This is a genomic window from Lacinutrix sp. Bg11-31 (assembly GCF_002831665.1).
Classification (GTDB): domain Bacteria; phylum Bacteroidota; class Bacteroidia; order Flavobacteriales; family Flavobacteriaceae; genus Lacinutrix.
Window position 1 is genome coordinate 1,470,015 of the sequence record NZ_CP025118.1, and the last position, 25,309, is coordinate 1,495,323.

21 protein-coding genes are annotated in these 25,309 nt (G+C 32.4%); 15 read left to right on the forward strand and 6 right to left on the reverse strand.

Going from position 1 to position 25,309, the window contains the following annotated elements; genetic code table 11:
• Positions 1-47: 47 nt before the first annotated feature.
• A complete protein-coding gene (locus CW733_RS06560; RefSeq protein ID WP_100996441.1) occupies positions 48-938 on the forward strand; it encodes a lysophospholipid acyltransferase family protein in 891 nt (296 codons plus the stop codon).
• A 702-nt stretch (positions 939-1,640) separates the two neighbouring features.
• Here CW733_RS06560 and CW733_RS06565 read toward each other — a convergent pair.
• Both CW733_RS06565 and glmM read right to left on the reverse strand, forming a co-directional pair.
• On the reverse strand, positions 1,641-3,140 hold the full coding sequence (locus tag CW733_RS06565) for an aminotransferase class V-fold PLP-dependent enzyme (RefSeq protein WP_100996442.1): 1,500 nt from the start codon (positions 3,138-3,140) through the stop codon (positions 1,641-1,643).
• Positions 3,141-3,166: 26 nt separating this feature from the next.
• A complete protein-coding gene (gene glmM, locus CW733_RS06570) occupies positions 3,167-4,555 on the reverse strand; it encodes a phosphoglucosamine mutase (RefSeq protein ID WP_100996443.1) in 1,389 nt (462 codons plus the stop codon).
• Positions 4,556-4,635: 80 nt separating this feature from the next.
• Between glmM and CW733_RS06575 the strand changes: the two genes are divergently transcribed.
• The 4 genes from CW733_RS06575 to CW733_RS06590 all read left to right on the forward strand — a co-directional run bounded on the left by CW733_RS06575 (position 4,636) and on the right by CW733_RS06590 (position 8,472).
• Entirely contained in the window at positions 4,636-5,229 is a 594-nt protein-coding gene (locus CW733_RS06575) for an ACP phosphodiesterase (protein WP_100996444.1), read from the forward strand.
• Between the two features lie 68 nt (positions 5,230-5,297).
• Positions 5,298-6,986 (forward strand): gamma-glutamyltransferase, encoded by a 1,689-nt coding sequence (gene ggt, locus CW733_RS06580; RefSeq protein ID WP_100996445.1) that lies wholly within the window; start codon positions 5,298-5,300, stop codon positions 6,984-6,986.
• Positions 6,987-7,343: 357 nt separating this feature from the next.
• Positions 7,344-8,081, forward strand: a complete 738-nt coding sequence (locus CW733_RS06585; RefSeq protein ID WP_100996446.1) for a hypothetical protein — start codon at positions 7,344-7,346, stop codon at positions 8,079-8,081.
• Between the two features lie 4 nt (positions 8,082-8,085).
• The gene (locus CW733_RS06590) at positions 8,086-8,472 is read left to right on the forward strand and encodes a hypothetical protein (RefSeq protein WP_100996447.1); all 387 of its coding nucleotides are present in this window, start codon (positions 8,086-8,088) and stop codon (positions 8,470-8,472) included.
• A gap of 3 nt (positions 8,473-8,475) precedes the next feature.
• Here CW733_RS06590 and CW733_RS06595 read toward each other — a convergent pair whose 3' ends face one another.
• Positions 8,476-9,000, reverse strand: coding sequence for a hypothetical protein (locus CW733_RS06595; RefSeq protein ID WP_100996448.1), 525 nt, complete (start codon positions 8,998-9,000; stop codon positions 8,476-8,478).
• Between the two features lie 289 nt (positions 9,001-9,289).
• On the opposite strand from CW733_RS06595, the gene uvrA reads away from it, so the two are divergent.
• The 9 genes from uvrA to CW733_RS06640 all read left to right on the forward strand — a co-directional run bounded on the left by uvrA (position 9,290) and on the right by CW733_RS06640 (position 22,742).
• On the forward strand, positions 9,290-12,127 hold the full coding sequence (uvrA, locus tag CW733_RS06600; RefSeq protein WP_100996449.1) for an excinuclease ABC subunit UvrA: 2,838 nt from the start codon (positions 9,290-9,292) through the stop codon (positions 12,125-12,127).
• A gap of 152 nt (positions 12,128-12,279) precedes the next feature.
• Positions 12,280-12,969, forward strand: coding sequence for a TIGR00730 family Rossman fold protein (locus CW733_RS06605; RefSeq protein ID WP_100996450.1), 690 nt, complete (start codon positions 12,280-12,282; stop codon positions 12,967-12,969).
• Between the two features lie 20 nt (positions 12,970-12,989).
• Positions 12,990-14,264 (forward strand): endonuclease/exonuclease/phosphatase family protein, encoded by a 1,275-nt coding sequence (locus tag CW733_RS06610; RefSeq protein ID WP_100996451.1) that lies wholly within the window; start codon positions 12,990-12,992, stop codon positions 14,262-14,264.
• A complete protein-coding gene (locus tag CW733_RS06615) occupies positions 14,261-17,098 on the forward strand; it encodes a metalloprotease (RefSeq protein ID WP_100996452.1) in 2,838 nt (945 codons plus the stop codon). The genes CW733_RS06610 and CW733_RS06615 overlap by 4 nt, the downstream gene beginning before the upstream one ends.
• A gap of 162 nt (positions 17,099-17,260) precedes the next feature.
• The gene (locus CW733_RS06620; protein WP_100996453.1) at positions 17,261-19,672 is read left to right on the forward strand and encodes a thiamine pyrophosphate-dependent enzyme; all 2,412 of its coding nucleotides are present in this window, start codon (positions 17,261-17,263) and stop codon (positions 19,670-19,672) included.
• Between the two features lie 224 nt (positions 19,673-19,896).
• On the forward strand, positions 19,897-21,495 hold the full coding sequence (locus CW733_RS06625; protein WP_100996454.1) for a class I SAM-dependent methyltransferase: 1,599 nt from the start codon (positions 19,897-19,899) through the stop codon (positions 21,493-21,495).
• Between the two features lie 4 nt (positions 21,496-21,499).
• Positions 21,500-21,763 carry a DUF202 domain-containing protein gene (locus tag CW733_RS06630; protein WP_100996455.1) on the forward strand — a complete coding sequence of 88 codons (264 nt, stop codon included), beginning with the start codon at positions 21,500-21,502 and terminating at the stop codon, positions 21,761-21,763.
• An 84-nt stretch (positions 21,764-21,847) separates the two neighbouring features.
• The gene (locus CW733_RS06635) at positions 21,848-22,321 is read left to right on the forward strand and encodes a hypothetical protein (protein ID WP_100996456.1); all 474 of its coding nucleotides are present in this window, start codon (positions 21,848-21,850) and stop codon (positions 22,319-22,321) included.
• A 13-nt stretch (positions 22,322-22,334) separates the two neighbouring features.
• Positions 22,335-22,742, forward strand: a complete 408-nt coding sequence (locus CW733_RS06640; protein ID WP_100996457.1) for an RDD family protein — start codon at positions 22,335-22,337, stop codon at positions 22,740-22,742.
• Positions 22,743-22,769: 27 nt separating this feature from the next.
• Here the strand turns inward: CW733_RS06640 and CW733_RS06645 are convergent, their stop codons facing one another.
• The 3 genes from CW733_RS06645 to CW733_RS06650 form a co-directional block, all read right to left on the reverse strand.
• Positions 22,770-23,351, reverse strand: coding sequence for a hypothetical protein (locus CW733_RS06645; protein ID WP_157811548.1), 582 nt, complete (start codon positions 23,349-23,351; stop codon positions 22,770-22,772).
• A gap of 142 nt (positions 23,352-23,493) precedes the next feature.
• Positions 23,494-23,649: a hypothetical protein gene (locus CW733_RS16430; RefSeq protein WP_157811549.1), complete on the reverse strand. Its 156-nt coding sequence runs from the start codon at positions 23,647-23,649 to the stop codon at positions 23,494-23,496.
• An 82-nt stretch (positions 23,650-23,731) separates the two neighbouring features.
• On the reverse strand, positions 23,732-24,028 hold the full coding sequence (locus tag CW733_RS06650; RefSeq protein WP_100996459.1) for a hypothetical protein: 297 nt from the start codon (positions 24,026-24,028) through the stop codon (positions 23,732-23,734).
• Positions 24,029-24,263: 235 nt separating this feature from the next.
• Between CW733_RS06650 and CW733_RS06655 the strand changes: the two genes are divergently transcribed.
• A complete protein-coding gene (locus tag CW733_RS06655; RefSeq protein ID WP_100996460.1) occupies positions 24,264-25,307 on the forward strand; it encodes an NAD(P)/FAD-dependent oxidoreductase in 1,044 nt (347 codons plus the stop codon).
• Positions 25,308-25,309 lie beyond the last annotated feature (2 nt).

Below are 25,309 nucleotides of genomic sequence, written 5' to 3' on the forward strand. Positions count from 1 at the left end.
TTTTTAAATATAGCATATATTTGCTGCTACAAATTTAAAACTAATTCATGCAATTAATAGCGTACATTTTAATTTATCCGTTTTTATGGTTAGTATCTATCCTTCCGTTTAGGTTATTGTATGCATTTTCAGATTTTCTTTACCTTTTTATCTATCGTATTTTCGGTTATCGTAAAAAAATAGTGCAGGAGAATTTAAATCTTGTTTTTCCTGAGAAGTCTTCGGAAGACATAAATGCCATCACAAAAAAATTCTATCATCATTTATGTGATATGGTTGTTGAAGCGATAAAATCTATGTCGATTTCTGAAGCTCAAATGAAAAAACGGTATGCATTTACCAATATTGAAGTCCTTCAGAAACTAGAAAAAGAAAAACGAGACCTTATTATTATGTGTGGTCATTATGCCAGTTGGGAATGGATTTTTATTCTTCAAACCTATGTTAGCCACAAAGGATTTGCCGTATACAAAAGACTAAACAATAAGTACTTTGATGCGTTAGTAAAACGTATTCGTGCACGTTACAACAGCCATTTAATTACGACCAAAGAAACCGTGCAAACACTAAAAGATGTAAAAGCAAGTGGCGAATTAAGTATTACTGGCTTTGTTGCAGATCAATCTCCAAAAGTAGATAAAGCACACCATTGGAATGATTTTATGGGTATTAAAGTTCCTTTTTACACTGGTGCCGAAATGCTAGCCAAAGACTTAGATATGGCTGTTGTGTTTTTTGATGTTAGAAAAATAAAACGTGGGTATTACGAAACGACTTTTAAAACCATTGCAGAACACCCAAAAGAGTTTAGTAATTACGAGATTACAGACGTTTTTAAGACGTTTGTTGAAGCACAAATAAAAGAACAGCCAGAATATTACTTATGGACACACAAACGTTGGAAACATCGTGATAAAGTACCTGCCAAATTCCTTTAAAAAAAGGAATCTTAAACTATAAATTACTAATTGACTTGTTTAGCACACAAACAATGAAACATTAGTAATACAAACTAAGTTCCAATAACAAAAACACAAAGAGAATCAGCTCCTTCCTTAATTCAAAGGAAGGTGGATTTCGTGTGCGAAATTCGGAAGGTTTAAAGCACAAAAGAGCATAGCGAATTTTGAATAATCCATTTTAAAAATCAACAAAAGCACAAACTAACAGGAGATTCCTGCCTTCGCAGGAATGACAAAATTAGAGATTCCTGCTTTCTCAGGAATTAATAACTAAACCACAAAGAGAATCAGCTCCTTCCTTAATTCAAAGGAAGGTGGATTTCGTGTGCGAAATTCGGAAGGTTTAAAACACAAAAGAGCATAGCGAATTTTGAATAATCCATTTTAAAAATCAACAAAAGCACAAACTAACAGGAGATTCCTGCCTTCGCAGGAATGACAAAATTAGAGATTCCTGCCTTCGCAGTAATTAAAAACTAAGCAACAAAGAGAATCAGCTCCTACCTTCATTCGAAGGAAGGTGGATTTCGTGTGCGAAATTCGGAAGGTTTAAAGCACAAAAGAGCAAAGCGAATTTTGAATAATCCATTTTAATAATTAACAAAAGCACAAACTAACATAAGATTCCTGCCTTCGCAGGAATGACAAAAATTAAAGATTCCTTTTTTTAAAGGAATTTTAAAGTTCAAACCAACCATCTACTCTCAATTCCTGAGTAGGCACAAAGGTTTTATGAATAAACTCATTATTAGCTTTATTATACTCGTAATCTTTAGCCCATTCTTTATGGTTCTCGGCTAAGGCAATTAAGCTTTCGCAAACGTAATCTATCTCATCGCAAGTAGTTGTTGGATGAATAGACATACGTATCCAACCTGGTTTACGCATTAAGTCTCCAAGAGTAATTTCGTTTATTAAATCGTGAGACTGCTCTTGATCTACATGTAGTAAATAGTGTCCATAAGTTCCTGCACAACTACAACCACCACGTGTTTGTATTCCGAATTTATCGTTTAATATTTTAACGCCTAAGTTAAAGTGTAGCGCTTCAATATAAAAAGAGACAACACCTAAACGGTCTTTGTGATCTCCAGCTAAAATTTTAATATTATCTACTCCATCTAAATTAGAAAATACTTGGTGTAATAATTCATGCTCACGGTCAAGCATGTTTTTAACGCCCATTTTCTCTTTCAATTTAATTGATAAAGCTGTTTTAATCGTTTGTAAAAAACCTGGTGTACCACCATCTTCCCTATCTTCTATACTGTCTATATATTTGTGTTCTCCCCAAGGATTGGTCCAAGATACCGTACCACCACCTGGACAATCTGGAACCATATTTTTATACAGTTTTTTATTAAAAACCAAAACACCAGACGTTCCTGGTCCACCTAAAAATTTATGAGGTGAAAAGAAAATAGCATCAAGTGCTTCGTCTTCATTTTCAGGATGCATATCTATATCTACATAAGGTGCAGAACACGCAAAATCTACAAAACAAACACCACCATGTTTGTGCATTACTTTTGCAATTTTATGATGTGGTGTTTGTATTCCTGTAACATTACTACCTGCTATAACTGAAGCAATTTTAAGTGTACAGTCTTTATATTGCTCTAAAAGTATTTCTAAGTTTTCTAAACTGAATAAACCATCGTCTCCAGCAGGAATGACTTCCACTTTCGCCATAGTTTCTAACCAAGAGGTATGGTTAGAATGGTGCTCCATATGTGTTACAAAAACAACTGGACGAATTTCGTCTGGTATTTTAGCGTATTTAGCAATATTTTCTGGTACTTTTAAACCTAAAATACGCTGAAACTTATTGACAACACTAGTCATTCCATTTCCAGAAACAATTAAAACATCGTCTGCATTTGTATTTACATGACCTTTAATAATATTTCTTGCTTTATGATAAGCATTTGTCATTGCTGTACCTGTAACAGTAGTTTCTGTATGTGTATTCGCTACAAAAGGACCAAATTGATTCAATAATTTCTCTTCAATTGGCCTGTACAAACGTCCAGAAGCAGTCCAATCTGTATAGATTACCTTCTGTCTTCCGTAAGGTGATTCAAATTCTTGGTCTACACCAACAATATGTTTTCTAAATTGTGAAAAATACTTTTCTAATTCCGAATGTCTTGCTCTTGGTTCTTTTGTAGTAATCATAGCGTTTAATTTATATTACTAATGTACTAAATATTAGCGATTTCCTTAATCTCTGAGATAATTTTATCTGCTAAATCATCAGCTATTTGCTGCGACTTTGCTTCAGTATATATTCTAATAATTGGTTCTGTATTACTTTTTCTTAGGTGTACCCAATTTTCAGCAAAATCAATTTTCACACCATCTACAGTGTTTATGTTTTCGTCTTTATACTTTGCTTCCATTTGTAATAAAATAGCATCAACATCTATTTGTGGTGTTAAAGCTATTTTCTTTTTACTCATAAAGTAACTTGTATACGTCTTTTTAAGCGCGCTAACAGTTATTTTCTTTTCCGCTAAAAGCGTTAAAAATAAAGCCACACCAACTAAAGCATCTCGCCCATAATGAGACGCTGGATAAATAATACCTCCATTACCTTCACCACCAATTACAGCGTTATTTTTTTTCATTAATGTTACTACATTCACTTCTCCAACAGCACTTGCTTCGTAAGTTCCTCCATGTTTTTCGGTAACATCTCGCAACGCTCTTGTTGAGCTCATATTACTTACTGTGTTTCCTGGGTTTCTACTTAAAACGTGATCTGCACAAGCTACTAAAGTGTATTCTTCGCCAAACATTTCACCGTTTTCGTCCATAAATGCTAACCTGTCAACATCTGGATCTACAACAATACCAAAATCTGCATGATGCTTTATTACTTCGGCAGATAAATCTGTTAAGTGTTCTTTTAATGGTTCTGGATTATGAGGAAATTCTCCAGTTGGATCACAGTATAACTTTACAGCCTCTACTCCTAAACGCTCTAATAATAATGGAATAGCAATACCACCTGTAGAATTTACACCATCTACAACAACTTTAAAATTTGCTTTTTCAATGGCATCTTTATCTACATATTCTAAGTCTAAAACTTCGTCGATATGAATATCTATATAAGCATCATTTTTAGTAATTTCTCCTAAACTATCTACATCTGCAAATTGCATAGCATCACTTTCTGCAATCTCTAAAATCTTTGCGCCTTCTGCTGCATCTAAAAACTCACCTTTAGCATTCAATAATTTTAAAGCATTCCACTGTTTTGGATTGTGACTTGCTGTTAAAATAATACCACCATCTGCATGTTCCATTGGCACTGCAATTTCAACAGTTGGCGTTGTAGACAAATCTAAATCTATAACATCAATACCTAAACCTACTAGTGTATTCATTACTAAATTCTGAATCATTGCTCCAGAAATTCTAGCATCTCTGCCAACCACAACTCTGTAATCTTCTTTTACACGTTGCGATTTTAACCATGTACCATAAGCCGCAGCAAATTTCACTGCATCAATTGGTGTAAGATTTTCACCAACGTTTCCGCCAATTGTTCCTCGAATTCCTGAAATAGATTTTATAAGTGTCATTAAATTAATTTTTAAAATTGAAGTACAAATATAGTATTTCAAAAGCAGATTTATCTATTCTGAATTCGTAAATTCGACCTATGAATTTTCTCGCACACATTTATCTATCAGGAAATAACGAAGACATAACTATTGGTAATTTTATTGCCGATGGCATTCGTGGAAAAAAATACCAGAAATACCCAAAAGACATTCAAACTGGTATTTTACTGCATCGCCAAATCGACACCTTTACAGATGCACATAAAACAGTAAGAGTAAGCACCAAAAGACTTCACGAGAATTACGGACATTATTCTGGTGTGATTGTAGATATATTATACGATCATTTTTTGGCTAAAAACTGGATGCATTATTCTGATGTGCCTTTAGCTGAATACATCGATAATTTCTACACTAGTTTACAGAATAATTTTGAAGTATTACCAGCAAGAATTCAAAAAATGATGCCTTATATGATTGCCGATAATTGGTTATTAAGCTATGCTACAATTGAAGGTATTGGCAAAGTTTTAGTTGGGATGAATAAAAGAACACAAAACCGTTCGCAAATGAATTTAGCCGTAAACGAACTACAAGAATTCTATGATGAATTTGAAGATGAATTTACTCGCTTTTTTGATGAATTGATTAAATTTTCAGCTAAAAAACTGAAAGAAATAGAAAATAAATAAACACAATCCTGTCATTGCGAGAAGTGACGTAGGAACGACGTGTCAATCTCATAAATAACACTATTAATATGAAATTAAAATATACTCTTATAACTTTTACAACACTTCTAATCTGCTTCTCTTGTAAAAAGAAAGCTCCCGTTCGCGGCTTGGTTACACAAAAAGCAATGGTAGTTTCGGCAAGAGTTGAAGCTTCAAACATTGCAAAACAAATTCTAGAACAAGGCGGAAATGCTTTTGATGCTATGATGGCTACAGATCTTGCTTTAGCAGTGGCTTATCCAAATGCAGGAAATATTGGAGGTGGCGGTTTTATGGTTTACAGGCTAAACGATGGTGAAATTGGCGCTTTAGACTATAGGGAAAAAGCACCTTTAGCAGCTACAAAAGATATGTATTTGGACTCTATAGGAAATGTTATTCCAGATTTAAGTACGCGAGGCGCATTAGCTGTTGGAATTCCTGGAACTATTGCTGGTGTTTTTGAAGTCCATAAAAAGTTTGGTTCGTTACCAATTGAAACCATTTTAAAACCTGTTATCGCTTTAGCAAAAAGAGGTGTTATTGTTACTAAAAAGCAAGAAATTAGAATTGCAGAAAAGCAAACCGATTTTAAACTGGCTAATAAAGATTCTATATTATTTACAAATAATTGGAAAGAAAATGACACCATTAAATATCCTAATCTAGCGAATACCTTAACACGAATAATGAAAAACGGTCGTGATGAATTCTATAAAGGAGAAACTGCACAAAAATTAGCACAATTTATTCAAGATAATGGAGGCATAATTACTGAAGAAGATTTAGGAAATTACCAAGCAAAATGGAGAACACCAATTACTTTTAATTACGACGATTTACGCATTATTTCAATGTCTCCGCCTTCAAGTGGTGGTATTACTATGGCACAAATATTAAAGTCGGTTGAAAGTTACGACTTAGATACATTTGGGCACAACTCTGCAAAAACAATTCAGGTTTTAGCTGAAGCTGAACGTCGTGCTTATGCAGATAGAAGTTATTATTTAGGTGATCCTGATTTTGTTGAAGTCCCTCAAGATAAGTTAGTAAGTGATGGGTATTTAAAAAATAGAATGGCTAGTTTTTCTTTTGAAAAAGCAACACCTTCAACCGAAGTTTCTCATGGTACTGTTGATATTGTAGAAAGTGATGAAACGACGCACTACTCTATTGTCGATCAATTTGGAAATGCTATAGCTGTAACAACGACTTTAAATTCTTATTTTGGTTCTAAATTGTATTGCCAAGAATTAGGCTTCTTTTTAAATAATGAAATGGATGATTTTTCTAGCAAACCTGGAGTGCCAAACGTTTACGGACTTATTGGTGCTGAAGCCAATGCTATTTTACCTGAAAAACGCATGCTAAGTTCTATGACGCCAACTATTGTAGAAAAAGATGGCAAGTTATTAATGAGCGTTGGAACACCTGGAGGCTCCACAATTATCACTTCGGTTTTACAAACTATTTTAAATGTACATGAGTTTAAAATGGGTATGCAAGAAGCTGTTAATGCACCTCGTTTTCATCACCAATGGTTGCCAGACGAAATTAGAATGGAACCTAATCGTTTTAATAAAGAAACTATTACCGCTTTAGAGCAAAAAGGCTATACTATAAACGAAGAACGCTCGCCAGTTATTGGTGTTGTAGATGGTATTTTAGTATTACCAAATGGTTCTCTTGAAGGTGGTGCAGATTCTCGTGGTGATGATGCTGCTGCTGGTTTTTAACCAAATTGCTGCGAAAGCAGGAATCTCATAGCTGTTATGTTTTGCTTTAGTTTAAGAAAACACTTTTACACAGAGGTTTGCTAAGCATAAAAACACATTCCATTGTCAGTTCCTTCCTTCAGATGAAGGAAGGTGAATTCTAAATCAGTAGAATTCGGATGGTTTGAACCTAAAAGAGCAAAGCTATTTTTTAATTATAAAATGGCTGAATTAGAATAGCTTGTCATTACGACAAAATTAAAGATTCCCAAATTCATTAATTTTGAATAGAAATGAATTAGTGAGGTAGGAACCAAAACAATAAAAGAATCAAAATAGATTCCTGCCTTCGCAGGAATGACAAAAAAGAATCTCACAATGAGAAAAAGAAAAAAACTGACACCAAAAAGAATACTAAAAATAGTAGCTGGAGCAATTGTTTTTATAACACTACCTACACTTCTACTCTTTGGTTTTCTATATTTTAAATACAACGAAGAACTACCTGTTGGCAAAGAAACAGCTCAAGCAGATGTGCTCGCTAACAAAATGTTAGACGCACTAAATTACGATGCATACAAAGCTACAGATTACATAGAATTCACTTTTAAAAAGCGTCATCATTTTAAATGGAACAAAACTGAAAACACTTGCGAAGTCTACTGGAAAAACTATAAAGTGAATTTAGATTTTAATGATAATTCTAAGAATGAAGCTTTTAAAAATGAAATAAAAATTGAAAGCGAAAATAGTGCAGCATTAATAGAAAAAGCAATAAGCTATTTTAATAACGATACCTTTTGGTTAGTTGCTCCTTATAAGGTTTACGATTCAGGAACAACAAGAAGCATAGTTACTTTAGAGAATAACGAAAAAGCTTTATTAGTGACTTATAGTTCTGGTGGCTCTACTCCTGGAGATTCGTATTTATGGCATTTAGACGACACTGGCAAGCCTAAAAGCTTTCAAATGTGGGTAGATATTTTACCAATTAGCGGACTCGAAGCCACTTGGAGCGATTGGACAACTACAGCTACTGGAGCACAATTACCAACGTTTCATAAAATGATGGTTTTAGGATTGGAAATTGATGGGATTAAAACAAACAGAGAATGATTAAATGAAAAAACTCTTCGACATAACTTTTGAAATTTTAATGTTCCTTTCCCGAGCTACAGGTTTTAGTTATAAAGAGATTAATATTATAGTATGGTTTATTTTAATACCATTGTCTTGGGCGTTTTTAATAGACAAAATCTATAAATTCAATTACATTAAAATTATAAGCATTATTGTTATCTCCATAACATTGCTTTTTATTAATGACTTTACAGTCTTTTCAAATTGGTTATTCGATATATCAGCAGACTTTTTAAAAGGTTTTGATAGTGTTGGTAGTAATTACACAGCATCATCCGTTATAATTTGTGTTTTTATTCCAATTGCTATCTACTTTCTTTTAATAAAAAAAGCATACTTTTTTAAACACCATAAAACTGAGAAGTAAACACTACTTACTCCTCTGTCCTATAAACTGCTGTTCCTTATCCTTAAACAACACATTAAAAGTCGTCAAGCTTCCATAAATACGTGTAATATATTGTTGTATATCTATTTTTTCTTGCGCTTCAAGATTACTAGAATTCACCTTTTGTTCAATAACGCGAATACGATCACGAACCATTGTAATTTTATGAAAGAAATCGTCTATCTTAATTTCCTTACTTTTTAAATTGGTATCACCAGGTTCTAAAATTAGTTTTCCACCTTTCCATTTATCACCAATATGTACCACTTCGCTAACATCGCTATACTTTTTAAGTAAGCGCATAAAGCTTTGCTCGACATCAAAAAAACTAACCGTATCGACTTCGTTGTCTGCTGCTTCTATTATTTCTATCTCTTCATTAAACGAAATTGTTTCTAATCCGTTGTCAATAAATGTTACCCAATATTGCTGGTTATCGACGTTTGTAACAACTCCTTTTCCAAATTCGCTATGGCTAATTCTTGAGCCTATTCCTAGTATTTTCATATACATTTCCTGCGAAGGCAGGAATCTTATTAATGTTAAACTTAATTTTAAAACTGTTCTCGATACAATTCTGATTAAAAAAAAAAAAAATCAGAATCACTCGAACTGACAGTAATTTAGAAATCGAAGTTATTAATTAAATCTCAAAATTGTAAAAAAATAAAATAAAATTCCTGCTATTTCAAGAATCACAGATTTAATAAAATCCTAACTAATTCCATTTTAAAAAGAAAGCGAAAAACCGTAACTTCGCAAATCTGCTTAAAAAGAGTAGAGTTATGCTTTTGCTATGACAAATTTTGAAGAAAACATTGTGGTACAAGGTGCCAGAGTCCATAACCTTAAAAATATAGATGTTACCATTCCGCGAGAAAAACTAGTAGTAATAACGGGTTTATCAGGTAGTGGAAAATCGTCTCTTGCTTTCGATACTATTTATGCCGAAGGACAACGTCGTTACATCGAAACATTTTCGGCTTATGCCAGGCAATTTTTAGGCGGTTTAGAAAGACCAGATGTTGATAAAATTGATGGCCTATCTCCTGTTATCGCGATAGAACAAAAAACGACTAGCAAATCGCCACGTTCTACAGTTGGAACCATTACAGAAATCTACGATTTTCTACGTTTATTTTACGCTCGTGCAAGTGATGCTTACAGTTACAATACTGGCGAAAAAATGGTAAGTTATAGCGATGAGCAAATAAAAACGCTAATTATTGAAAGCTACAAAGGCAAAAAAATAAATATTCTATCTCCTGTTGTGCGTTCTCGAAAAGGTCATTATCGCGAATTGTTTGAGCAAATTGGTAAGCAAGGCTTTGTAAAAGTGAGAGCCGATGGAGAAATCAAGGATATTGTTAAAGGCATGAAGCTGGATCGTTACAAAATGCATGACATCGAAATTGTAATCGATAGGCTTAAAATTGACGATACCATTGCTAACGATAAACGCTTAGACGAAAGTATAAACACAGCCATGTATCATGGTGACGATGTGTTAATGGTTATAGATCACGACACGCAAGAAGCGCGCTATTTTAGTCGAAATTTAATGTGCCCAAGTTCGGGAGTTTCATACCCAAACCCTGAGCCAAATAATTTCTCCTTTAACTCACCAAAAGGAGCTTGCCAAAACTGTAATGGTATTGGAGACTTATATCAAGTTAACGAGAAAAAAATAATTCCAGACGATAGTTTATCTATTAAAAATGGTGCTTTAGCACCTCATGGACCAGAAAAGAAAAGTTGGATTTTTAAGCAATTAGAATTAATTGCAGAACGCTTCAATTTTAAAATGACTGATGCTTATAAGGATATCCCAAAGGAAGCAAAACAAATTATTTTATATGGAGGTAACGAAAAATTCTCTGTAGACAATAAAACACTTGGTGTTAAAAGAGATTATAAAATCGATTTTGAAGGCGTTGCTAATTTTATAGACAGCCAATATAAAAATGCAGAATCTACCTCTTTAAAACGTTGGGCAAAGGAGTATATGGATAAAATAAAATGTCCTGTTTGCGAAGGCTCTAGACTTAGAAAAGAATCTTTATACTTTAAAGTTGCTGGAAAAAACATAGCAGAATTAGCAAATAAAGATATTTTAGATTTAGCTGAATGGTTTAAAACTTTAGAAGAAAATTTATCTAAAAAACAATTAATAATAGCCGAAGAAATAATTAAAGAAATTAAAGCGAGACTTCAGTTTTTATTAGATGTTGGTTTAACATATTTATCTTTAAACCGAAGCTCTAAATCCCTATCTGGTGGTGAAGCACAACGTATTCGTTTGGCAACACAAATAGGTTCACAACTGGTTGGTGTGCTTTATATTTTAGATGAACCAAGTATTGGTTTACACCAACGTGATAACGAAAAACTAATTAATTCTTTGGTTGCGCTTCGAGATATTGGAAACTCTGTTATTGTTGTAGAACACGATAAAGACATGATAGAACGTGCAGACCATGTTATCGATATTGGCCCAAGAGCAGGAAAACATGGTGGCGAAATTATTAGCCAAGGCACACCAAAACAATTATTAAAAGAAAAAACGCTAACTGCGGAATACCTTAACGGTAAAAAGAAAATAGAAATTCCAGAAAAACGTAGAGACGGCAATGGCAAGTTTATGGAATTAAAAGGTTGTACCGGAAATAACCTAAAAAATGTTTCGATTAAATTGCCTTTAGGAAAAATGATTGGCGTTACAGGTGTTTCTGGCAGTGGAAAATCGACTTTAATTAACGAAACCCTCTATCCTATTCTTAATGCTTACTATTTTAATGGTGTAAAAAAACCAATGCCATATAAAAGCATTAAAGGTTTAGAACATTGCGATAAGGTTATCGATATTAATCAATCGCCAATTGGTAGAACGCCAAGAAGTAATCCTGCTACTTACACTGGAACTTTTGGTGAGATTAGAAGTCTATTTGCTAAAATTCCAGAAGCCATGATTAGAGGCTACAAACCTGGTCGTTTTAGTTTTAATGTTACTGGTGGACGTTGTGAAACGTGTAAAGGTGGTGGGTTAAGAGTTATAGAAATGAATTTCCTTCCAGACGTTTACGTTGAATGCGAAACATGCCAAGGCAAACGTTTTAATCGAGAAACTTTAGAAATTAGATATAAAGGAAAAAGCATTAGTGATGTCTTGAATATGACTATTAATGAAGCTGTAGATTTCTTTGAAAACATTCCAAAAATTCATAAAAAACTTAAAACGATTAAAGATGTTGGTTTAGGCTATATTACACTTGGTCAACAAAGCACAACACTATCTGGTGGTGAAGCGCAACGTATAAAATTAGCAACCGAATTAAGTAAGCGCGATACAGGAAATACTTTTTATATTTTAGACGAACCGACAACTGGTTTACATTTTGAAGATATTCGCGTGTTAATGATTGTACTAAACAAACTTGCAGATAAAGGTAACACTGTACTAATTATAGAACACAATCTAGACGTTATTAAAACTGTAGATTATATTATAGATGTTGGTTACGAAGGCGGTCAAGGTGGTGGAGAAATAGTAGTTAAAGGTACTCCAGAAGAAGTAGCAAAACATAAAAAAAGTTACACAGCACATTTTTTAAAGAAAGAACTAAGTCAAAAATAATGTCACGCTGAGCTTGTTGAAGTCTTAAAAAATGAATTATATTAGCAAGCTTTATTTTTATCAAAAAAAAGCAAGTAAAAAATTAAATAATATTTTCATTTTACTGAAATAAATTCGGCATAAATGAAGGAAATAAAAAAGATAATATAAACATGAGAGAAGAGAAACACCACAAAGGTTGGAACGAAAATAAAACAAACGATTCTTGGGCAATCTTCAAGATTATGGGAGAGTTTGTAAACGGGTTTGAAAAAATGAGCCAAATAGGACCTTGTGTTTCTATTTTTGGATCTGCAAGAACAAAACCAGACCACAAGTATTACAAATTGGCAGAAAACGTTGCAAAAAGTATTTGCGAAGCTGGTTATGGTGTGATTACAGGTGGTGGACCAGGAATTATGGAAGCTGGTAACAAAGGTGCACATTTGGCAGGAGGAACTTCGGTTGGATTGAATATAGATTTACCTTTCGAGCAACACGATAACCCATATATTGATAACGATAAGAGTTTAGATTTCGATTATTTCTTTGTTAGAAAAGTAATGTTTGTAAAGTACTCTCAAGGATTTGTAGTGATGCCAGGAGGTTTTGGAACTTTAGATGAACTATTTGAAGCCATCACTTTAATTCAAACTAATAAAATTGGAAAATTTCCAATTATTCTAGTTGGTACAGATTTCTGGTCTGGATTAATGGACTGGATTAAAAGTACAATGTTAGACAAGTTTGCAAATGTAAGTGCTGGCGATTTAGATTTAATTCATTTAGTAGATACAGAAGATGAAGTTGTAACTATTTTAGATGCTTTCTATAAAGAATCGGGTTTAAGTCCTAATTTCTAAAAAGGATTTAGTCTTTTTATATGAAAAGTAAAATACCTCTAATTCTATTTTTTATTGCTTTAAGCTGCAATATTAGTTATGCTCAGGAAACCTTTAAAGCAATGTTTTATAACTTGCTTAATTTTCCTTTGCAGGAACCTGTAGCTTCAAGATTAAACGAATTAGAGGTTGTTTTAACCAACTATCAACCTGATTTATTTATGGTTTGCGAACTTAATAATATAAGTGGAGCAAACATGATATTAAATAGAATGCAACAAAATATTAATGCAAACTATGCCATGGCAAATTTTGTGTTAAATTCTTCTGATGATAACATTGGTAACCAAAACGATTTACAGAATATTATTTATTACGATAACACCAAATTTAGTTTAGAATCTCAAAACGAAGTCACGACTATTTATAGAGATTTTAATCATTATGTGTTAAAGCTGAATACTGTAAATCAGGATTCAAATCCAATACTATTAAACGTTATTGTTGCACATTTAAAAGCATCAAGTGGGACAGACAATGCTGCTTTACGCTACCAAATGGCTCAAGATTTAACTACGTATTTAGATACATTTTCAAGTTCTGAATATGTTTTATTTGGAGGTGATTTCAATTTTTATACCAATAGTGAAAATGGTTTTCAAGAGTTTCTAGACACCAGTAATAACATTACATTTATAGACCCAGCAAATCGCATTGGCAGTTGGCATAACAACACTAATTACATAGATGTATTCACGCAATCTACAAGAACTACAACCGCATTGGGTGGAGCTGCTGGAGGTTTCGATGATAGATTTGATTTTATTCTAGCGTCTGAAAACATGCAAAACAACCCAGAGTTACAATTCGAAAATGGCAGTTACAAAGTATTTGGTAACAATGCAAATACCAATTGCTATAATAATGCTATAAATTCTACAAATTGTGAAGGAACAGATTACAGTTTTGCTATTAGAAATGCACTACACAATTTTAGCGATCATCTTCCCGTTACACTAAATATTACGACAACAGGAAACATTTTAAGTATTGATGAATTTGAAGAAAATGTAACAAGTTTTAAAATACTAGGTACAAATATTGTTAAAAACCAGCTTAAAATTAAAGTAAATAAAAAACCAACTTTTGCTAATTACGTAAGTATCTATAATACCATAGGACAGCTAATAGAAACCATTTTTATTACAGAAAATGAAGAATTAAATGTTAATACAACTTCATATTCAAACGGAATGTATTATGTTGCATTAAATGGTATAAATGTGAAACCTTTAAAATTTATAAAAGTCAATTGAATCTAAATTTTATTTCTTTTTTATTATGTCTATTCTTATGTTTTTCGGCTTCAAGCCAAAACAAAATAGATATTAATGCTACTTTCAATATCGAAAACAAAAGCATCGCTATTGAGCAAACTATAACGTATTTTAATGCATCAAAGGTTGCATTAGACACTATTTACTTAACAGATTGGAGTCATAGTTATTCAGCAAAAAACACACCTTTAGCAGATCGATTTACAGAAGAGTTTAAAAACACTTTTCATTTTGCTAAAAATGAAGATCGTGGATTTACAACAATATTATCAATTAAAGAAAAAGACACAGAACCCATATTTACACGTCTTAAAAACAAGCCAGATATTATAAAAGTAGTTTTAAACAAAACACTGTCTCCAAACGAAAGTTACACACTTAAACTCAACTATATTATACAAGTGCCTAACGATAAATTTACGCGTTACGGAATTACAGACGAAGGCGATTATAATTTAAGATATTGGTACATTACTCCTGCTGTTTTTAATGGAGAGTGGCACTATTTTAGTAACAAAAATTTAGACGATGCATTTGTACCAAAAGCAGACATTAGTTTAAAAGTCAATTACCCAAACAACTATACTTTAATTAGTGAACTAGATAAAGAGTCTACCAAAGACATAAACGAAAATGCAACTAAAACAACTATACTTAAAGGAAAAAACAGAATTAACTCAAAGCTCTTTCTAAATAAAACAGATACTTATAAAACTGTAGAAACCGATTTCTTTACTGTTGAATCTAATATAGATGAAGAAAATTTAAAACCTGAAGAAGTTGCTATTGTTACAGATAAAGTTGCAAGTTTTATAACAAAAAACTTAGGCGCTTATCCGCATAAAAAAGTGCTATTAACAAAAATTGACTACAAGAAAAGCCCAATTTATGGCTTAAACTTGTTGCCAGATTTTGTGCGTCCTTTTTCTGATACTTTTCAATATGAATTAAAAATATTAAAGTCGACATTATATAACTATCTTGAAAATACATTACTATTAAACCCAAGAGAAGACCAGTGGTTAATAGACGGTATACAAACGTATTATTTAATGAAATACGTTGAAGAAAATTACCCAGACATGAAAATTCTTGGTAAACTCGCTAATGTTTGGGGAGTTCGAGCATTTCATGCTTCAGACTTAAAATTTAACGATCAATATAATTTCTTATACATGCACATGGCGCGTTCTAATTTAGATCAGCCACTAAACATGCCTAAAGATTCGCTTTTAAAATTCAATAAAAATATTGCCAATAAGTATAAAGCAGGCGTTGGTTTAAAATATCTTGATGAATACATGGATTCTAATTCCATGAACAAAATGCTTACTCAATTTTTAATAGAAAGCAAGTTAGAGACTACAACTTCTCAAGCTTTTAAAAACTATTTAAAAAGCCATACAGATAAAAACATTAATTGGTTTTTTGATGACTATGTAGGCACTAGTAAAAAAATAGATTTTAAAATTAAATCTGTTGAAAAAACAGATGATTCTCTTACCATTACTATTAAAAACAAAAAGGATCATTTAATGCCAGTTTCGTTATTTACTATAAAAAACGATAGTGTAATATCTAAGCAATGGATTGAAGGTTTTAAAGGCTACAAAACCATTACAATTGCAAATAATGATGCAGATAAACTAGCATTAAATTACAACACTACCATTCCAGAAATGAATTTAAGAAACAACTGGAAATCGTTAGGAGGCTTTTTATCTAACAACAAGCCGCTTCAGTTTAGATTGTTCAAAGACATTGAAGATCCCAATTATAGCCAAGTATTCTTTATGCCAGAATTCGCCTATAATTTTTATGATGGTTTTTCTCCTGGTTTAAAGCTCTATAACAAAACGCTTTTATCTAAGAATTTTCTATATAAATTAAGCCCTAAATACGCCATAAAAAGTAAACAAATTGTTGGTAGTGCCTCTGTAAGTTATGCAGATAGAAGACAGAATTCTCGTAACTACTATACTAAATATGGTATTGGTGGAGAATATTACAATTATGCTCCTAACCTATCCTATACTTCATACACACCGTATATTGATTTTAGATTTAGAGATCCAAATAATTTAAGAGACAATAGAAAAAGTTACTTAAACTTTAGATATGTAAATATCGACAGAGAAGTTGACCCAACTGGCGAATTTGAAACAGATGGCGAACCTAAATACAGCGTTTTTAATGCTAGATATGGACAAAGTGATCCTAATCTAAAAAACTATAGTGCTTGGAACACAGACTTACAATTGGCTAAAAACTTTGGTAAATTATCTGCTACTGCAGAATTTAGAAAACTAACCGAAGGCAATAGGCAATACAATTTGCGCTTATACGCTGGATCGTTTTTATATAATAAAACTCATGAAACTACAAATTTCTACAGCTTTGCTTTAGATAGACCTACAGATTATTTATTCGATTACGATTATATAGGTCGCTCTGAAGAAGCAGGATTATTAAGTCAGCAATTGGTTGTTTCAGAAGGTGGTTTTAAATCGCAATTAGAGCCAGCATTTGCTAACCAATGGATTACAACTGCGAATACAAGCACAACTATTTGGCGCTATATTATGGCTTATGGTGATTTAGGATTGGTAAAAAACCACAACAAGAACCCTAAATTTGTTTACGATGCAGGAATCCGTTTAAACTTAGTTGAAGACTATTTTGAACTCTACCTTCCTGTATATTCTAATTTAGGATGGGAAATAGCACAACCAAACTACGACCAGAGCATTCGTTTTATTGTTACTTTGTCTCCAAAGACACTACTTAAATTATTTACCAGAAGATGGTATTAAAAGATTAAGCAATTCTTAACTTTTTTTTTAATTATTGCATAATTCTGAATTATTCGCAATTAAATTGTAGTATTATTAAAAAATTATCATTTTTTTAAGATAGTTTCATATTGCGAAAATCACTTTTATTTGCTAGATTTGTATTTATAAAAACCAACAACTATGAGCACAAATTCCGACTTAAAAAAAGAGTTATCCTTTAATGATTTTAAAGCACAAGTTTTAGAAGATTATAAGATTGCTGTTACAAGTCGAGAATGCAGCTTGCTTGGTAGACGAGAAGTTTTAACTGGTAAAGCCAAGTTTGGAATTTTTGGTGATGGAAAAGAAGTACCACAATTAGCTTGGGCAAAAGCCTTTGCAAATGGCGATTTTAGATCTGGATACTATAGAGACCAAACGTTTATGATGGCTATTGGAGCATTAGATATCCAAACCTTTTTCTCTGGTTTATATGCCAATACAGATTTATCTCTAGAACCAATGTCTGGTGGTCGCCAAATGGGTGGACACTTTTCTACTTTTAGTTTAGACGAAAATGGCCAATGGAACGACCTTACAAAACAGAAAAACTCAAGTGCAGATATTTCACCTACTGCAGGACAAATGCCAAGACTTTTAGGTTTAGCACAAGCCTCTAAAATTTACAGAAATGTAAAAGGAATTAATACTGATAAATTTTCTGATAAAGGAAATGAAATTGCTTGGGGAACTATAGGAAACGCAAGTACAAGTGAAGGCTTATTTTTCGAAACCATTAATGCTGCTGGTGTTTTACAAGTACCAATGGTTGTTAGTGTTTGGGATGATGATTATGGTATTTCTGTTCACGCAAGACACCAAACAACAAAAGAAAATATTTCTGAAATCTTAAGCGGTTTCCAACGTGATAATGAAGCCAAAGGCTACGAAATTCTTCGCGTTAAAGGTTGGGATTATGTTGCACTTATTGAAACCTATCAAGAAGCAGCTAGAATTGCAAGAACAGAACACGTTCCTGTTTTAATACATGTAAATGAATTAACGCAACCACAAGGCCACTCTACTTCTGGATCTCACGAACGTTATAAAGATAAAGAACGTTTGGCTTGGGAAGCAAAAACCGATTGTAATGTACAATTGCGTAAATGGATGATAGAAACCGGAATTTCTACAGACGAAGAATTAATAACTATAGAAAAAGGAATTAAAAAAGCAGTTAGAGAGGGTAAAAAAGCCGCTTGGAATGCTTACTTAAATCCAATTTTAACTGAGCGCACAGAAATTACTGCAATACTATCTCAAGTAGCAGCATCAAGTACTAATAGAGTATTTATTGAAAAAATTAATAACGATTTACTTGCTATTCTAGAACCTTCTCGTAAAGACTTAGTTTCTGCATCAAGACGCGTTTTAAGATATTTAGTTTCAGAAAATTCTGCTGCAAAAACACAATTAATACAATGGATCGACACTTATTTTAGTGTCGTTCAACCAAAATACAGTTCGCATTTACATAATGAAACTGCTTCTGCTGCAAAGCATATAAGAGAAATTAAACCTATTTACGATGGCAGCAACGAAGAAGTTGATGGTCGTGTGGTTTTAAGAGATAATTTTGATGCCATTTTTAGTAAATATCCGCAATCATTAATTTTTGGTGAAGATGCTGGAAATATTGGAGATGTAAATCAAGGTTTAGAAGGTTTACAAGAAAAATACGGAGAGTTACGTGTGGCAGATGTTGGAATTCGTGAAGCTACAATTATAGGTCAAGGTATAGGAATGGCAATGCGTGGTTTAAAACCAATTGCAGAAATTCAGTATTTAGATTATATCATGTATGCATTACAAATAATGAGCGACGATCTTGCCACAGTGCATTACAGAACAAAAGGTCGCCAAAAAGCACCATTAATTGTACGTACTCGTGGACATAGACTAGAAGGTATTTGGCATTCTGGTTCGCAATTAGGAGGCGTTTTAAACTTAATTCGTGGTATTCATGTTTTAGTACCAAGAAACATGACTAAAGCTGCTGGTTTTTATAACACGTTGTTAGAAAGCGACGAGCCTGCTCTAGTTGTAGAATGTTTAAATGGTTACAGATTAAAAGAAAAAAAACCTACTAATTTTGGAGAGTTTAAAACACCAATTGGTGTTGTAGAAACTGTAAAAGAAGGAAACGATATTACTATTTTATCTTACGGTTCTACCTTAAGAATAGTACAAGAAGTGGCAAAAGAATTATTGCAAGTTGGTATTGATGTAGAGGTTATAGATGCGCAATCTCTATTACCTTTCGATATAAACCATGATGTGGTTAAGAGTTTAGAAAAAACAAATCGTTTAATGATTATAGATGAGGATGTTCCTGGAGGCGCTTCTGCTTATTTGTTAGATGAAATATTAAACAAGCAAAACGGTTATCAATATTTAGATTCTGCACCAAAAACATTAGCAGCAAAACAACATAGACCTGCTTATGGTACAGATGGCGATTATTTCTCTAAACCTTCAGCCGAAGATATATATGAAGCTATTTACGAAGTAATGCACGAAAATAATCCTGATGACTATCCTAAATTGAGATAGTATTTCAGCATAAAAACAGAGCGTTTACTTTTAGTAAGCGCTTTTTTTATGCTTTAAATTATGATGTGTTTTGAAGGCTTTATTTTAGTTGACTTTATAAAGAAAATAAGCTAACTTCGTTTATGAATGATATAGTTCATTGAAACGGAACTGTATCTTGAACACAAATCACAAAAAAATAAATCCTAAACTAATATTTCATTTTAAGTTCTAAAACATCAAAAATGCTAACAAAAAAAGATAAAGTTCAACTAAGAGGAAATATTTTCAGACATCTTGATGGCATTGCAACTGCAACCACAATGTTTTCGTTACACAAAAAAGGTGTTTTAGCTTTTCTGTTGAAAAACAAAACAGTAGAACTCTCTAAACTAGTTTCACACTTTACAGCTAACGAAGGTTATTTAAATGTTGCACTTCGCGTACTCTGTTCGCAAGGTTGGCTAGAACAAAAATTAGATAACAAAAACAATACAGTTACCTATTCTACTAATAAAAACAGTGAAACTGCTTTTGCTCTTGCACACCTTTACGAAGATGCTGTAACTATTTTAAACTATGCAGTACATTTTCCTGTAGAACATATAAGAAGTGATGCCTTTATTGTTTTAGAACGTGTTTTTAAAAAATACAGCGATAACTACGGCTTAAATAAACCTGAAGAAAATACAGTAGAACAACAAGTTTTAAAACATATTGAAGGTTGTATTGTTGCACCAATTACGGTAATGTTGGGCGTTAACGGCTTGTTTCATAAATACTTTATGGAAGCTTCTTTTTCTGCAGAAGAATACCATAAAGATCCTGAAAGCTTTAAAAAAATATTAGACTTCTTAAGTTATTTAGGATGGTTTAAAAAGAAAAACGGGAACTACCAGTTTACAGATAAAGGTTTGTTTTTTGCCAAACGCGCTTCAGCCTATGGTGTAACCGTTTCTTATTTACCTACATTTTTACAGTTAGACGAGTTGCTTTTTGGTAATCCATTAGTGTTAAAATCTAAAGATGGTGAAACCGAAAAACATGTACACAGAGAAATGAATGTTTGGGGAAGTGGAGGCGCACATTCTACTTATTTTAAGGTAATAGATCAAGTAATTATTAAGCTTTTTAACAAACCTATAGACGAGCAACCAAAAGGAATTTTAGATATGGGTTGTGGTAATGGTGCTTTTATTCAACACATATTCGATGTGATAGAACACCAAACACTTCGCGGTAAAATGCTTGAAGAATATCCATTATTACTCGTTGGAGCAGATTTTAATAAAGCTGCACTAAAAGTAACACGAGCCAATTTAATAAAAGCAGATATTTGGGCTAAAGTAATTTGGGGAGACATTGGCAGACCTGATTTATTAGCAAAAGATTTAAGAGAAGATTATAATATTGAGTTGAAAGACTTATTAAACGTGCGTACTTTTTTAGATCATAATCGTATTTGGGAAGCTCCAAAAAAGCCCACAAATCGTGTAAGTAATTCGTCTGGTGCATTTGCATATAAAGGCAAACGTATTAATAATAACTTGGTTGAAGATTCTTTACTAGAACATTTACAAAAGTGGAAACCTTATGTAGAACAGTTTGGATTACTAATTATAGAATTACATACTATAGCGCCAGAATTAACAGCTAAAAACATTAGTAAGACAGCAGCAACTGCATACGATGCTACACATGGTTATAGCGATCAATATATTTTGGAAGTCGCTATTTTTAATAAAGTAGCAGAAGAAGCTGGACTAAAACCAGATCCAAACCATTTTTCTAGATTTCCAGATAGTGAATTAGCGACAGTAAGTGTAAATTTGCTTAAAGGATAAATTTATGATAAACGAAAACAATCTAACCACAGGAGATTGGCTTGCCATAGAACGCACTAAACTTGCAAACGAACGTACTTTTTTAGCTTATTTTAGAACGTTTATTGTATTTCTAGGTTCTGGTTTTACCATATTAAAGCTAGAGTTTTTAACAGAGCTTAAAAGCCTTGGAATAGCATTGTTAATAATTGCTCCAATTATTTTATTAATTGGCTTAATGCGCTTGTTTAAGGTAAAAAACACCATTAAAAAGCATTACAAAGTGTAACTTGTCATTCCTGCGTAGGCAGGAATCTACACAATAAACAAAAGGTTCCCGTTTTCATGGGAACACAAAAAAGTATTTTTTTGGATGAAAGCAGTTTCAGTAGTTACTATAAGAAAAGAGTTAAAACACAAGTCTAACGAAGAACTTGCAGAGCTTTGCTTGCGTTTATCGCGTTTTAAAAAGGAAAACAAAGAACTACTCACTTATTTACTTTTTGAAGCAGACAGCGAAGCTGGTTATATTGAAACCGTAAAAGAAGAAATGGACGAGCAGTTTGAAACCATAAACACAGACAGTTATTTCTACATTAAAAAAAGTGTTCGTAAAATACTAAGAAATACTAAAAAGTACATTCGCTATTCGCTTAACAAAGAAACCGAAGTAGAACTCCTACTCTACTTTTGTAAAAAGTTAAAAGCTATGAAGCCTTCAATATCTAGAAACACAACGCTAACCAATATTTACGATCGAAATATTGAAGCGATTACCAAAAAGGTTTTAAAGCTTCATGAAGATTTACAGTACGATTTTAATATGGAATTAGAAGAGTTAAATTAAACGATACTAATAAATGGAAAATAAAAACTTGGCTGGAGTGTTTCAAAGAGTAAAAGCTGCTACAATTGATTTATTTTTTTTAATGATGCTTTTGTATTCTGCAATGGTATTATTTAATGCTTTTGATGGAGAAAACAGCATCTTAAGATCCAGTATTCTTGTTCTAATTGTCTTGCTTTACGAGCCCATAATGGTTAGTGCTTTTGGAGCGAGTATTGGACATATGTTTTGCGATATTAGAGTCGAAAAAAATGATGATTCTCAAAACAAAATTGCATTACATATTGCTATAATTAGATTTATTGTTAAAACATTACTTGGTACAATATCATTACTTACAATTGGAGGAGATTCTAAAAAAAGAGCAATACATGATATGATTGCTAATTCGATTGTAGTTTATGTAGGAGATGATAAATAATTATAGGTATAAACATTCTAATATAATTTATTGATTCTTCAATACATTCATTACTTTCATAAAATCATATGTCCTTACAATTTTATTAGTTTTATAATTTTTTACAGCTAAAATTTCGCTCATATATTCTACAACCTCTTCAGAATCCATACCTGCAATACTTTCGTAAATAATTTCCTTTGGATCACTAATTACATAAGTGTTTTTAAAACTATAATTATCACCAAAAAATTCAAATTGACCACTAGAAACTGTAGGTTTTGCATAACTAAGTTGTAAAACATCTAAAGTATCCGCATTGTATTCAAAGAGTTTAAATCCAGGATTATTACCATGGTTAATAGTAATTTCTGGTGTACAAAGACTAACAGCAATAAGCTTTTTAGCATCTGCACTATCACTATTGTATAAACATCTAAGTCCATCAAAATGTGTGTGACTTGTAAGTATTCCTTTAATTTGTGTTTTCTTACTATCTACTAATTCTAAAAATACATTTTGAAATGATAATGATAAAGTATCCCTATCTTTAGTAATATTCACAGTCTCTCTATTATTCCACATTAAACCTCCATAATTATCTAATCCTGTTGGAATATGCATCATCATTAAAACAACTGTGTTATTGTCTAATACATCTAGTGTTTCTTCGAGACAATTAAACTGTAACTGTGCTGCTTTTTTTTGATTAACAAATCATCATATTTATAGTACCCACTAGTAAAAATAACAGTATTTAATGCTATAATTTTTAACGTTTCTCCTCTACAGTTAAATCTGTCGAATAAAACCCAAACTGTTTATTAAAGTCCACATTAGAAATTTTAGCATTACCGCTAATATCATGTAATATTGGCCGTGTATCTGTAGTGTTTTTATCTACAGATACACGGATTATCTCCTTCAATATCCTAAAAGGAATTATAATCACCACCAAGCGAATTGTTATTACCAGGTAAATACTGCAATGGAATATCCATAGTTAACCCTCACAAATTATCTAACATTTGTGTAACGTTCTCAACACTAGTAGCATTTTTATGATGTGGCAAATCTCCTGTGTCATTATGGCTACCAAACTTTGTATAACCTCTTCCTCTATCTAAGTGTGCATGAGATAAAGATAAAAAAGAATTTGTAGGTATAGTCTTTGCTATGATAGTATCTCTTTTAGAAACTTCTAGACTATCCAAATTATTTAAAACTACTATTTCTGGGTTTTTGCCTTTACAGCTTGTTGTTAAAATGTAAAGTAAACTTAAGATTAAAACGAAGTTGGATTTCATATTGAGTTATATTAGAATTATCACATAACAAAACTAACACCTCATAGTCAAAGCGCTATGAGTATAAATACGTGATTATATGTTACAATCGCATTTAAAACTTTAATAACCAATTAACGTGTATTATAATACAAAAGAAATATTAACCTAATAAGTTTAATTTTATAATTAACATAAGACCTCATAGTTTCTATAATTGTGTCTACTTTTGTAAAGAATTAAAACGAGCAAAAAGATGTTGGATTATGTAGTAATTGGTGGAGCACAAGCAGGATTATCTATGGCTTATCATTTACAGTTGATGAAAAAAAAGTTTGTAGTTATCGATGGTGAAGGAGAAATTGGTGCTTCGTGGCTAAACAGATGGGATTCTTTAAAACTATTTACACCAACCGAATACAACCATTTACCAGGTTTAAAATTTGATGCTCCAAAAGGACACTATCCTACTAAAGTTGAAGTTGCCAACTATTTTAAATCTTATGTAGAGGAATTTAATATTCCAATGCAACTTAATACGTTAATTACGTCTGTTCGCAAAACCGAAAAAGGTTTTCATATTACACATAAAAATGGAGAAATTAAAGCCAAAAACGTTGTTGTAGCAACTGGTCCATTTCATATCCCTTATACACCTCCTTGCCATACTAAAGTGTCGGAAAACACATTACAAATGCATAGTAATTATTACAAAAGTGCAGACCAATTACAAGAAGGAGACGCCTTGGTTGTTGGTGGTGGAGATTCTGGATATCAAATACTAAACGAGGTTTCTAAAAACGAATCTAGAACCGTTTATTTCTCTGGAGATACTACCGTAAGATCATTGCCACAGCATATTTTAGGCAAAACATTATGGTGGTGGTTTACATTGGTTGGCTTTTTAAGTTATAGTAAATACAGTTGGATAGGAAAAAAAATTAACTCTTCTACACAACCAGTAATTGGTACAGATGTTAAAGGTATTCTTGCCAGAAAAAATGTAATCGCTGTTGGGAGAACTAAAGATGCTTTAAATGACAACGTTATTTTTGAAAACAAAAAAGTCTCTAGCATTAAAAATATTATTTGGGCAACAGGTTATAGACCAAATTTTAAATGGATAGAAGGCTTAGAATTGGATGCAAATAGTTACCCAAAAAACCATAGAGGAGTCAGTAATATAAAAGGTTTATATTTTATTGGCTTACCTTGGATGTATACTCGCGGTTCTGCTACTTTGGGTGGTGTTTCTAAAGATGCTAGTTATTTGGCTAAAGTAATGAGTGGTGGGAAATAGTT